Origin of the sequence: Enterococcus sp. DIV2467a (assembly GCF_050532945.1) — a bacterium.
Taxonomy (GTDB): domain Bacteria; phylum Bacillota; class Bacilli; order Lactobacillales; family Enterococcaceae; genus Enterococcus; species Enterococcus faecalis.
The window spans coordinates 2322533-2335131 of record NZ_CP172896.1; the positions used below are offsets into that span (position 1 = coordinate 2322533).

Consider the following 12599-nt stretch of genomic DNA (forward strand, 5'->3'; position numbering starts at 1 on the left):
ATGTTAACTATTAAAAATTTAACCAAACATTTTGACAACCGGACCATTATTGATCACTTAAATTTAGAAATTCCAGATGGTAAAATTTTAACGATTGTTGGTCCTTCAGGCGGCGGAAAAACCACTTTACTTCGTTGTTTGGCTGGTTTAGAAACCATTGATTCTGGTGAGCTTTTGTTGGATGGTGTTCCTTTCAATCCTGCTGAAATGGACAATGCCGATCAAGTGGTTGGGGTCGTTTTCCAGGATTTCCAACTTTTCCCTCACTTATCAGTTTTAGAAAATATTACCTTAGCACCTACATTAGTACTAAAAGAAGAAAAAGCAAAAAGTCAGCAAGAAGCTTTAGAATTACTGGAAAAATTGGGCTTGGCTGGTAAAGAAAAACTCTATCCATATCAACTTTCTGGTGGACAAAAACAACGAGTTGCACTTGCTCGTGCCTTAGCAATGAAGCCAAAAGTTCTTGGGTACGATGAACCAACGAGCGCGCTAGATCCAGCTTTACGCCAACAAGTGGAAGAAGTTATTTTAGATTTACGGAAACAAGGCATGACACAGATTGTCGTGACCCACGATATGGCTTTCGCTGAAAAAATTGCAGACAACCTTTTGACGGTTGCCCCCGTCCAATAGAAAGGAGTTTATGATGAAAAAGAAATATTCTTTAGCCTTGCTGGTTATCTGTTGTAGTTTACTCCTATTTGCAGGTTGTGGTAAAAGAAAAAGCAACGAAGATCAATGGACACGGATTAACGAAGAAAAACGGATTATTATTGGCTTAGATGACTCCTTTGTGCCCATGGGTTTTCAAGATAAATCAGGCAAAATTGTCGGCTTTGATGTCGACTTAGCCAAAGCGGTTTTTAAACTTTATGGCATTTCCGTTGACTTCCAACCGATTGATTGGTCTATGAAAGAAACAGAATTACAAAATCAAACCATTGATCTTATTTGGAATGGCTACACTAAAACGAGCGAGCGGGCCGAAAAAGTTCAATTCACACAACCTTACATGACGAACGATCAAGTACTTGTTTCTTTAAAAGAAAAAAACATTGCAACAGCGAGCGACATGCAAGGCAAAATTTTAGGGGTTCAAAACGGCTCTTCTGGCTATGATGGCTTCGAAAGTCAGCCCGACGTTTTGAAAAAATTTGTTAAAGACCAAACGCCTATTTTATATGACGGCTTTAATGAAGCTTTCTTAGATTTAAAATCTGGCCGAATTGATGGGCTCCTAATTGATCGCGTCTACGCCAACTACTATCTTTCCCACGAAGATAATTTAAAAAACTATACTATTTCTCATGTCGGCTATGACAATGAAGATTTTGCTGTGGGCGTCCGCAAATCAGACAATCAATTAGTCCAAAAAATCAATACTGCCTTTGAAACGTTACGAAAAGATGGCACCCTTAGTAAAATTTCTCAAAAATGGTTTGGAGAGGACGTTACAAATAACACAAAAATAAACTAAATAACGAATAAAAAGGTGTACTGCTGACTTAGTACACCTTTTTATTTGAATCAAATTCTTAGCAAATTCTAACTTATGAAGAACTTTTATTTTTGCTACACTAGTAAAAGTCGAGAGAATTTGTCCTTTTCTGCCTAGAACAATCATTACTCTCAATAAATGAAAGGAGAAAAAAATGCCTACTAATAAAAAAGAAGGAATGCTTTTTACTACGTTAATGTGCTTTCTGATGTTTTTCGGAATGAGCACCTATAATTTATCATTGCATGGAGAATTTTCATTGTACGCCTTATCAAAAGGTTTGCTTCCTGGATTTATCGTTGCTTTTATTTTAGACGTTTTCATCGTTGGTGTCTTAGCTAAGAAAATCGCTTTTTCTTTACCCTTTAATAAAGAAAAACGGCTATTACTTATTTTGACCATTTCGAGTTTCATGATTATCGGCATGGTGACTTGTATGTCTTTATTTGGCTTATTAATGGAAGGCCAGACGTTGTCACTAAGTGCGTATTTCCAAGCTTGGGGCCTGAACTTTATTGTTGCCCTTCCTTATCAATTGCTGATTGTCGGTCCCTTTTCACGTATGATCTTAACCAATTACCAACAACGACAAACTTAGAAAATAGATTTCTTATCTAAGTTTTAACAGTTGCCTAAAAAAAAGTTAACCTTTTTGATTTATCTTAGTGATAGTTCATTAAAGGAGGAACTGAAGTTGAAAAAATATCGTATTAGCTTATTTCTTGGCTTGATTAGTCTTTTATTATTTATGATCTCTATTTTAGTTGGATCAACATTATCTAGCGATGGACTTTTAAAAGAACCCGCCTTTTTCTGTACGCCGCTTGGTTACTTTTTTCTCTTCATCGCCTTGCTTTCGGTTATAACAATCACATGTAAAGAACATATGAATCAAAAAGGTAAAACAAAACAACCTTAAAAAGAGCCTGACGTTTTGATACGTCCGGCTCTTTTTTTAATAAAAACATATAACTTAATTTGCAACAATATTTACTAATTTATCTGGAACAGCAATCACTTTGCGCACTGTTTTTCCTTCAATAAATTCTTTAACAGCTTCATGGTTCATTGCAATTTGTTCTAATTCTTCTTTGCTTAACCCACGAGCGACATTTTGTTTGCCACGTAATTTTCCGTTCACTTGGAAAACTACTTCCACTTCATCTTCTACTAAGGCTGCTTCATCATAGGTTGGCCAAGGGACATAAGTTAAACTTTCCTCGTTACCTAAAATTTGCCATAGTTCTTCACCAATATGTGGCGCGATTGGCGCAAGTAATTGGACAAATCCTTCCACATATTCATAAGGTAAGGCATCCACTTTATTGGCTTCATTCACAAAAACCATTAATTGAGAAATCGCTGTATTAAAGTGCAAGTTTGCCATATCTTCTGTCACTTTTTTAACCGTTTGGTGATAAACTTTCGTTAAACGGCCATCATTAATTGTGGTAATTCGGTCACGCATTTTGCCTTCTTCATCAACAATCAGACGCCAAACGCGATCTAAGAATTTACGACTTCCTTCTAAGCCATTTTCATTCCAAGCAATGGAAGCATCTAATGGGCCCATGAACATTTCATAAAGACGTAATGTATCCGCACCATATTTAGCCACCACATCATCGGGATTTACAACATTGCCACGTGATTTAGACATTTTTTCGTTGTTTTCTCCTAAAATCATACCTTGGTTGTATAATTTTTGGAAAGGTTCTTTGGTAGGAACCACACCAATATCATATAAGAATTTATGCCAAAAACGAGCATAAAGTAAATGCAACACCGCATGTTCGGCACCACCAATATAGATATCAACTGGTAACCAACGTTTTAATTTTTCAAAATCAGCAATTTCATTTTTATTATGAGGATCAATGAATCGTAAGTAATACCAAGAGCTTCCAGCCCATTGTGGCATAGTATTCGTTTCACGTTTTCCCTTCATACCAGTTTCAGGGTCGACGACATTGACCCATTCATCAATGTTTGCTAATGGCGATTCCCCAGTTCCACTTGGGCGAATATCCGATGTTACTGGTAAACGTAGAGGTAACTCAGATTCAGGAACCGTTGTGGTTGTTCCATCTTCCCAATGGATTACAGGAATTGGTTCACCCCAGTAGCGTTGACGAGAGAATAACCAGTCACGTAAACGATAAGATACTTCTTTTTTCCCTACGTGATTTTCTTCTAGCCACTCATTCATTTTAGCGATGGCTTCTGCTTTGTTTAATCCATTTAAGAAATCAGAATTGATATGCGGTCCATCCCCTGTATAGGCTTCTGTTGTAATGTCGCCACCTGCGATTACTGGTAGGATATCAATGCCAAATGTTTTCGCAAATTCGTAATCCCGTTCATCATGCGCTGGGACCGCCATGATTGCGCCTGTGCCATAGCTTGCTAAAACATAATCGCCAATCCAAATTGGAATTTCTTGGCCATTGACTGGATTTATCGCATACGCACCTGTGAAAACACCTGTTTTTTCTTTTGCTAAATCCGTTCTATTTAAATCAGATTTTTTTGAGGTTTCTTCAATATATGCTTCTACAGCTGCTGTTTGTTCAGGTGTCGTAATTTTTTTCACTAGTTCTAGTTCAGGAGCTAGAACAGTATAGGTTGCACCAAACAAGGTATCAGGACGGGTTGTAAACACCGTGAAACTTTCTTCTGTGCCAGCGACTTTAAAGGTCACATTGGCTCCTTCAGAACGTCCAATCCAATTTCGTTGCATATCTTTAATACTTTCTGGCCAATCAACAAGCTCTAAATCTTCTAATAAGCGATCTGCATAAGCAGTAATTTTCAGCATCCATTGACGCATTGGTCGGCGAACCACATCATAACCGCCACGTTCACTTTTTCCATCAATGACTTCTTCATTTGAAATAACAGTTCCTAGTTCAGGTACCCAGTTAACCGCAACTTCTGCTTCATAAGCTAACCCTTTTTCATATAATTTTGTAAATATCCATTGTGTCCATTTGTAATATTCAGGATCAGTGGTATTAATTTCACGATTCCAATCATAGCTGAATCCTAGTGAATTAATTTGGCGACGGAATGTTTCGATATTTTTCTTAGTAAATTCAGCTGGGTCATTTCCTGTATCTAACGCATATTGCTCTGCTGGCAAACCAAACGCATCCCAGCCCATTGGATGCAACACATTATAGCCTTGCGCACGTTTCATACGTGAAAGAATATCGGTTGCTGTATAGCCTTCCGGGTGACCTACGTGTAAGCCTTGTCCAGATGGATAAGGAAACATATCTAGTGCATAAAATTTTTCTTTATTTGGGTCGTCCAATGTATTGAAACAATTGTTCTTAGCCCAATATTTTTGCCATTTTTTCTCAATTTCTTTGTGATTGTAGCTCATGTTATTCCTCCTAGTAATATAAAATTTTTCATTCTTAAAATTTGCCACCTGCAGCCATTGTCACTATTCTGACTTAAACTAGCCACTTAGTGATAAAAAAAAGTCCTATAGGAAAAATTCCTATAGGACGTGAACATACAAATGCAACGTGGTACCACCTAAATTCGTCAAAGAAACGGTCAGTCACCGTCACCTTAACCTCAAACGTCTTAACGATCGTCACCGACTTTTCCTACTTGGTTTGTTCAAAAAAGTAACTTAAAGGCGAGTTCAAAAGCTTCTGTACGTATTTCCACCAGCCATACGCTCTCTATCACATGGTTCTTTCTACTATTCCTTCTCATTGTTTTTTTCTATTATAAGACTCATGTTACCAAAGATAGCTATTTTTTTCAATCTTAAATTAACCAACTTTTAAAGTTTGACCAATATAAATTGTATCCCCGCTTAAGCCATTTAATTGTTTGATTTTTTGGATGCTGATTCCGTATTGCATTGATAAGCCCCAAAGTGAATCACCGCTTTTAACTGTATGGCGTTTGCCTGATGCACTATTTGTTGAAGAAGCATTGCCACCTGCAGAAGCGCCTTTTTTCACGATGATTGTTTGACCAGCAAAAATTAAATCGCCTTTGATCCCGTTCCATGAACGTAGATTAGCAACACTCACGCCAAACTGTGCAGAAATTTTATTCAACGTATCGCCTGATTTAATCGTGTAGGATGTTGTCGCACCGCCACCATTATTCGTAGGCTTGTTCGTATTCGTTGAACCTGAGTTGGCGCCTTTTTTCACGATAATCTTTTGACCAGCAAAAATCAAACTACCGCTGATGTTATTCCAGGCTTGTAAGTTAGCCACACTAACACCGAATTGTGCAGAAATTTTGTTCAAGGTATCGCCTGATTTAATCGTGTAGTACGTATTCGTTCCTGATTGATTATTGTTAGAACCACCATTGCTTGAGCCGCCGGTGTTACCTGAAGTACCTTTTTTCACAATAATTTTTTGACCAGCGAAGATTAAGTCGCCAGAAATGCCATTCCATGAGCGTAAATTAGCAACACTCACGCCATATTGCGCGGCAATTTTGTTCAAGGTATCGCCTGATTTAATTGTGTAGTACGTATTCGTTCCTGATTGATTATTGTTAGAGCCACCGTTGTTTGAGCTACCAGTGTTACCTGAAGTACCTTTTTTCACGATGAGTTTTTGACCAACGAAAATTAAATCGCCAGAGATGCCATTCCATGAGCGTAAATTAGCAACGCTCACGCCATATTGGGCGGCAATTTTATTCAAGGTATCCCCTGATTTTACAGTATAGTACGTGTTCGTTCCTGATTGATTATTGTTAGAACCACCGCTGCCTGAGCCACCAGTGTTACCTGAAGCACCTTTTTTCACGATAAGTTTTTGACCAACGAAAATTAAATCGCCAGAGATGCCGTTCCATGAGCGTAAATTAGCAACGCTCACACCATATTGCGCGGCAATTTTATTCAAGGTATCTCCTGATTTTACAGTATAGTACGTGTTCGTTCCTGATTGATTGTTCGAGCCGCCTGTTCCTGGATTAACTGTTCCGCCCCCAGTATTTCCACCAGAAGATGGTGTATCATATTGAGTTAAGTTATATGCGGTAATGACATTATTTAATTTAGCATTGTAGCTAGGATCTGTCGCATAACGACCTGTTAACCAAGCAGTTGCATCGCGGTACGAACTTGTATTGCTTTTCCAAGCCCCAGCATAATAGTAAACGCCCGCTTGGAAAGAAGTTGTTTTTAGCACGTGCGCATTATCTTGGAATGATTCCATGTAAGAAGGATATTTACGGAAAGGTTCTTTTTTCACTAACCATTTGCCGTTTAAATATTCCCATGTATCCATATAGACAGATTGTCCATTGTAGCTGCCTTTAATCCCAAATAAGTTATAGTTTGGTGCCTTAGATAGCGTACTTGCTCCCCAACCACTTTCAACGATTGCTTGAGCCATCATCACTGATGCATATAAATCATTGGCTTGCGCAATAGGTTGTGCACAACGTGCTAACTCGGCAATAAATTCTGAAGGACTTTGCGTCGGTGATAACGCTGAAAAAGTTTGCGCAGAAGCTACTCTAGCTTCTGGTACTTTTACTTCATCATCGGGTGTAACCGCAGGCGCTGCTTCAGACTCGGTTGTTGAAGGAGCTACTGGCGTGATTTCTGCTACTGAAGAATCAGTCGTTCCTGATTCCACAGGTGTAGTTGAATCAACTGTTGGTTGCTCGGTACTTGGTGTTGTTGGTGTTTCTTTTGATGATTCAGTTGTCGATTCAGTCGTTGTTGACGAATCCGTTGTCGGTTGTTCCGTAGTTCCTGGCGTAGTTTCTGTTGTTGGTGTCTCTACTAAGCCAGTTTCCGTAGTAGGTGCTTGGGCAACTTCCGCATTTGTTGGCTGCTCTTCTGTTGCCTCAGCAGTCACTGGTAGTAACGCAACGGGCGTTCCTACAGATGAAACAATTAACGCCGAGCTGAATAAAGTAGTGCTTTTCTTCCATTGTACTGGCGTTTTCTTTCTTTGTTGTGCTTTCCTTCTTTCGATACGTGACATTGATTCTTTCTTCATTGATACGTCCCCAACTTTCCTTTTTTAACTTATATGTAAATGTAATTTTTTAGTTTTGTTATTATAACAAGTATACCTTTTTTTCTAGCGAATTAAAAACACTTCAACAAAATTTCATATTACTGTAACTAGATTGTAAAGAAGTAATGTTTTTTAACATGGATTTCCTCTCTTGTTACTACTCGGAAAAAAACTGCGACTTTAGTTGTAGATGCTTCTTTACCTTAGTCTGATTTTTTTAATTCCTCTTGTTATTCGCTCAAAAAGAAATTATAGTTTAAGATGAGAAATGAATCGTGTAGAAAGAGGGAGCGGAATGAATAAAGAACATTTTATTATTGAGCTGAAAATTTATTTAAAAGCATTAAATCCAAAAGATCAAGCTATTATTCTTGCGAAATACAAGGCGTTATTTGATGCTCGTGTTGCGGAAGGCGAAACAGAAGAAAAAGTGGCAAAATCATTGGGGAAACCACGGGTTATCGCAGAAGAAATTTTAAAAGAACAAGGCATCGAATTGACGGAACGAAAAATTGAAAATAATGGCTGGCAAGAAATTCCAGCGGCTACACCTGCTTATGATCATCCCTATGAAGAAGAATCTGAATTTTACTATGATAATGATTCTCCATACTATCAACGACCACAGCATCGGCCGCTAACCCGATTTTTCCAAGTGCTTGGTATTTTCTGTTTAAATTTTTTCTTCATGTTTTGGGTTATTTTAGGGATTGCCTTAATGTACGTCGGTTGTGGCATTGCCGGAGCTGCAACTTTATTTTCACCAATTTATGGTATTTATAGTGTTATTACCCAAGCAAATGCCGCTTCCTTTTTCCAATTATCTATGAGTCTCTTTTTATTTGGTGCATCAATCATTGGTTGGTTACTTTTTCTACCAATTTTAAAATTTTCAGCACATGTCTTTAAGCGTTATTTCCAATGGAACATTGCTGTTTTACGAGGTGATATCTAATGAAAAAAACAACAGGGATTCTCTTATCCATTGCTGTCTTAGCGATGCTAATTGGTGGATCTGGCGCCGTCTATTTTTACAAACAAGCGGAAAAATCAGTCACGCCGCTAAAAGAAAGTTATACACTAAAAAATAAACAAGCAGGCGAAGAACTTCACTTATCCTTAAAAGGCAAAGGCCCTTATACCATTTATAAAACTGATAGTAACAACATGGGATTACGATCACCGAATAATGCCTTTTATTCAAAAGCTGAAGGCACCTTAGATGTCAAAGAAGAAAAAAATAAAATAACAGCAACCATCAATACCACTCGTACACAAAACCAACCCGAATTGTCATTCTTTAATATTGGTATTTTTAGTGACTTCACACCGAACGTGAGTGTCCAGATTCCTAATAATGTGAAAAAGTTAGTAATTGATGGCTCAACCCATTCACAAGTTTCATTGAATGCTTTTAACGTAGACGAATTAACAACTAATCTACCAAATTCTTATGTTAGTCTATCGGGTGTTAAAGCCAAAAAAATGACGCTTAACTCTTCAGATGGTATCTACCTTTCAGCGGATACTTCCGCTAAAAAAGCAACAGTTGAAACCACTGACGGCGATATAACGTTGGATTCAGCCTATTTCGATGAAATCAAAAATACTACTACTTCTGGTGATATTCGAGTGCAAAATGCTCGTGGAAACATCCAAGCAACAACGACAGATGGCGATATTAGCGTCTATGATTTCAAAGGAGAAGCTAACTTTTCAAGTGAAAATGGTGATTTTTCTTTAGACATGCCTGCTGTGCCTAAAAAATTAACTGTCGCTCTTGTCCATGGAGATATTTATGTAAATTCTGGAGAAATTTTGCGTAACATTTCAATCAAAGGGGAATCAAAATTAGGCGATGTTCAACTTTTAAACAAAGAGCGAACATCTTATAAGAATGGTCGTGCGGATACAGAGTTTAACCTTTCTAGCGAATTCGGCGATATTACCGTTGATACTCCTGATGATGATAATCAATAAACATGCGCCATTTAAAAAAGTTCTAGCACCACAATGAGAGATTGTGCTGCCAGAACTTTTTTAATATCTGTATCCCCTCTAATCAGGCAATGAAATTATCTTTTAATTTTTTACCCTTTTGATGGTATAATACGGATTGTTGCGATTAAATTTTGAAAGGATTTTTTATGAAAAACAAACTTTATTATCAATTTGCAGGTAGTTGTTTTCTTTTAGTATTTATGTTTTTAGGCTATGTTGTTCGTTTTTATCCAACCTGGCTCAAAGGCTTTGATCAAACGATTACTTCTTTTGTTCGTCGTCCTTTTCCACAGCTAAATAACTTTTTTATTTGGTACACCAAATTTGCCAATTCATTGACGATTATCATCTTAGCAATCGTTGTCATTGCTCTGTTTATTGTTTGGAAATATTATGCTGAAGCATTATGGCTCTTTATTAATACTGCCTTAATTGCTGGCGTAGGTAATTCTTTATTAAAATTATTCTTTATGCGCCAACGTCCTACTTTGGAGCATTTAGTAACTGAACATACGTATAGTTTTCCTAGCGGACATGCTGTAGGAAGTACCTTGTTCTACGGCACTATTTTATTGATTCTGCCAATTTTCATTAAAAATAAAACGGTCCGCCTTTGTGTGCAAATTTTACTAGGTATTGGGATTTTCATGATTGGGGTTAGTCGAATCTATTTAGGTGTCCATTTCCCTAGCGATATCTTAGGTGGTTTTTGTCTTGGTTTAGCTTGGTTGTTATTAAGTTACCCTATTTATTTAGAAAAACGCTTTGTTTGGCGATTTCAAAGCAAACAACGCTAGAAAGAAGTCTTGATTATGCAAATTTTTCCTTATTCAGATGATCCAAATAAACGCTATCACACTTGGAACTATGCACTTCGTCAACAGTTTGGTGAAAAGATTTTTAAAGTGCCAATTGATGGTGGCTTTGATTGCCCCAATCGTGATGGGACGGTTGCCAAAGGTGGTTGTACGTTCTGTAGTGTTTCTGGCTCAGGCGACATGATTGTTGCACCTAGCGATCCCCTGCCGCTTCAATTTCAAAAAGAAATCCAATTGATGCATCAAAAATGGCCAACTGTCGATCAATACATTGTTTACTTCCAAAATTTCACCAATACACATGCGCCTGTTGACGTTATTCGTCATCGGTTTGAACAAGTAGTCAATGAAAAAGGTGTCGTTGGTTTATCCATTGGTACCCGTCCTGATTGTTTGCCTGATGAGGTAGTGAACTATTTAGCTGAATTAAATGAACGCTTTTATTTATGGGTAGAGTTGGGTTTGCAAACCACGTTTGAGGAAACTAGCGCTGCCATTAATCGCGCTCATGATTATCAAACATATCTAGATGGTGTGGCTAAATTACGGAAACACGGGATTCGGGTCTGTACACATTTAATTAACGGGCTACCTGGGGAAACACCTGCCATGATGCGCGAAAATGTGCGGCGAACTATTCAGGATTCAGATATCCAAGGGATTAAACTGCACTTACTTCATTTAATGACAAATACCAAAATGATGCGGGATTATAATGAAGGACGCTTACAATTGATGAGCAAAGAAGCCTATGTTTCAGTGATTTGTGATCAGTTAGAAATGATTCCACCCGAAATTGTTATTCATCGCTTGACAGGCGATGCTCCCTTTGAAACAATTATCGGACCGATGTGGAGTTTGAAAAAATGGGAAGTCCTCAATGCGATTGATGCGGAAATGAAACGCCGCAACAGTTATCAAGGAAAATATACTGTCATTTCAGGAAAGGAAGTTTTCAATTAATGCTACAAACAGCCCTACATTTTAGTCACCAACTTTTAAAAGAAGTGGTGGAACCTGGCGACTTCGTCATTGATGCAACAATGGGAAATGGTCATGATACAGCATTCTTAGCAGAGCTGGTTGGCCCTTCTGGTGAAGTTTTCGCCTTTGATATCCAAAAAGAAGCGTTGATCAATACAGAACAAAAGTTAACAGAACTTAATTTACTCCCACAAACTACGTTATTTCCATTAGGACATGAACATCTTCATGCTGTCCTAGATGAAGAAACAGAAATCACTGCCGCTATTTTTAACTTAGGCTATTTACCTAAAAGTAATAAGGAAATTATTACAAAACCCGCTACGACTAAACAGGCGTTAGATGGGTTACTGCCTCATTTGGTAAAAGGAAGTCGCATTATTTTAGTCGTTTATTATGGCCACGAAGGCGGTTCAGAGGAACTTGATTTGGTCACGAATTACACGCAAGCCTTACCACAAGATGTTTACAGTGTCTTACGTTATGAGTTTATCAATCAAAAAAATCAGCCACCTGTTCTTTTCTGTATTGAAAAGAAATAAGAGAACATGGTCGGATTGTCTCCAGCAATCCGATCATGTTCTCTTTTATTTGTTTTGTTACTCTGTCAATTCACCATCACGAATACGAACCACTCGATCACAGTATTTCAACAAACGCTCATCATGTGTCACCATGATAATTCCTTTATCTTTCTCTTTAGCCTCTTTCGCTAGTAATTGGACAACATCAAACGCCTTTTCTGTATCTAAACTAGCCGTAGGTTCATCTGCCAAAATTACGTCTGGCTCATGATACAATGCACACGCAATGGCTACCCGTTGTCTTTCCCCACCAGAGAGATCACGAGGATAACTATTTCGTAATTCTTTTAAACCCAACGTCTCTAACAATTGCTCTTTTAATTCACTATTTTTACGTGACTTATCAACTTTTTCAATTAAGTGAAATTGATCTTCCACTGTTAAAAATGGCACCAAATTAGAGCTTTGTAAAATAAAGCCGATTTTTTGAAAACGTTGCGCCAAACGTTGCTTTTTCGTTAACTTATTTAGTGATTGCCCGCCAACAATGACTTCGCCACTTGTCGGTGCCTGTAAACCAGCTGCAATCGTTAAAAAGGTACTTTTACCAGAACCAGAAGGACCAATTACTGCGACAAATTCACCTGGCTGAACCGCAAAAGATAATTCTTTTAACGCGATCACTTCTGTATGTTTTTCACCATATTTTTTATAAATATTTTTCATTTCTAAAACATTTGCCATG

At 37.9% G+C, this 12599-nt stretch carries 12 protein-coding genes and 1 other annotated feature; of the genes, 9 read left to right on the top strand and 3 right to left on the bottom strand.

Features of this window, described 5'->3' with window-relative positions; all coding sequences use genetic code 11:
* The 4 genes from IGL80_RS10980 to IGL80_RS10995 all read left to right on the top strand — a co-directional run bounded on the left by IGL80_RS10980 (window position 1) and on the right by IGL80_RS10995 (window position 2420).
* Window positions 1-636 carry an amino acid ABC transporter ATP-binding protein gene (locus tag IGL80_RS10980; protein WP_002358764.1) on the top strand — a complete coding sequence of 212 codons (636 nt, stop codon included), beginning with the start codon at window positions 1-3 and terminating at the stop codon, window positions 634-636.
* Window positions 637-646: 10 nt separating this feature from the next.
* Complete coding sequence (locus IGL80_RS10985) at window positions 647-1480, top strand: amino acid ABC transporter substrate-binding protein (RefSeq protein ID WP_002355679.1); 834 nt, start codon at window positions 647-649, stop codon at window positions 1478-1480.
* Between the two features lie 175 nt (window positions 1481-1655).
* Window positions 1656-2099, top strand: coding sequence for a DUF2798 domain-containing protein (locus IGL80_RS10990; RefSeq protein ID WP_085366620.1), 444 nt, complete (start codon window positions 1656-1658; stop codon window positions 2097-2099).
* Window positions 2100-2195: 96 nt separating this feature from the next.
* On the top strand, window positions 2196-2420 hold the full coding sequence (locus IGL80_RS10995) for a DUF3955 domain-containing protein (protein WP_002383054.1): 225 nt from the start codon (window positions 2196-2198) through the stop codon (window positions 2418-2420).
* Between the two features lie 54 nt (window positions 2421-2474).
* Here IGL80_RS10995 and leuS read toward each other — a convergent pair whose 3' ends face one another.
* A complete protein-coding gene (gene leuS / locus IGL80_RS11000) occupies window positions 2475-4889 on the bottom strand; it encodes a leucine--tRNA ligase (protein WP_002364766.1) in 2415 nt (804 codons plus the stop codon).
* A 120-nt stretch (window positions 4890-5009) separates the two neighbouring features.
* Window positions 5010-5242, bottom strand: a binding site (T-box leader).
* Between the two features lie 50 nt (window positions 5243-5292).
* Complete coding sequence (locus IGL80_RS11005) at window positions 5293-7506, bottom strand: autolysin (protein WP_010708290.1); 2214 nt, start codon at window positions 7504-7506, stop codon at window positions 5293-5295.
* Window positions 7507-7822: 316 nt separating this feature from the next.
* On the opposite strand from IGL80_RS11005, the gene IGL80_RS11010 reads away from it, so the two are divergent.
* The 5 genes from IGL80_RS11010 to IGL80_RS11030 all read left to right on the top strand — a co-directional run bounded on the left by IGL80_RS11010 (window position 7823) and on the right by IGL80_RS11030 (window position 11872).
* Window positions 7823-8482 carry a DUF1700 domain-containing protein gene (locus IGL80_RS11010; protein ID WP_010708289.1) on the top strand — a complete coding sequence of 220 codons (660 nt, stop codon included), beginning with the start codon at window positions 7823-7825 and terminating at the stop codon, window positions 8480-8482.
* Entirely contained in the window at window positions 8482-9507 is a 1026-nt protein-coding gene (locus IGL80_RS11015; protein WP_002358757.1) for a DUF4097 family beta strand repeat-containing protein, read from the top strand. The genes IGL80_RS11010 and IGL80_RS11015 overlap by 1 nt, the downstream gene beginning before the upstream one ends.
* A 167-nt stretch (window positions 9508-9674) precedes the next feature.
* Window positions 9675-10325 (top strand): phosphatase PAP2 family protein, encoded by a 651-nt coding sequence (locus IGL80_RS11020; protein ID WP_002355669.1) that lies wholly within the window; start codon window positions 9675-9677, stop codon window positions 10323-10325.
* A 15-nt stretch (window positions 10326-10340) separates the two neighbouring features.
* Window positions 10341-11309, top strand: a complete 969-nt coding sequence (locus IGL80_RS11025) for a TIGR01212 family radical SAM protein (protein WP_002355668.1) — start codon at window positions 10341-10343, stop codon at window positions 11307-11309.
* Window positions 11309-11872, top strand: a complete 564-nt coding sequence (locus tag IGL80_RS11030) for a class I SAM-dependent methyltransferase (RefSeq protein WP_002355667.1) — start codon at window positions 11309-11311, stop codon at window positions 11870-11872. Before IGL80_RS11025 ends, IGL80_RS11030 begins: the two co-directional genes overlap by 1 nt.
* Before the next feature lie 57 nt (window positions 11873-11929).
* Here IGL80_RS11030 and IGL80_RS11035 read toward each other — a convergent pair whose 3' ends face one another.
* Window positions 11930-12598 carry an ABC transporter ATP-binding protein gene (locus IGL80_RS11035; RefSeq protein WP_002363221.1) on the bottom strand — a complete coding sequence of 223 codons (669 nt, stop codon included), beginning with the start codon at window positions 12596-12598 and terminating at the stop codon, window positions 11930-11932.
* Window position 12599: the final 1 nt, after the last annotated feature.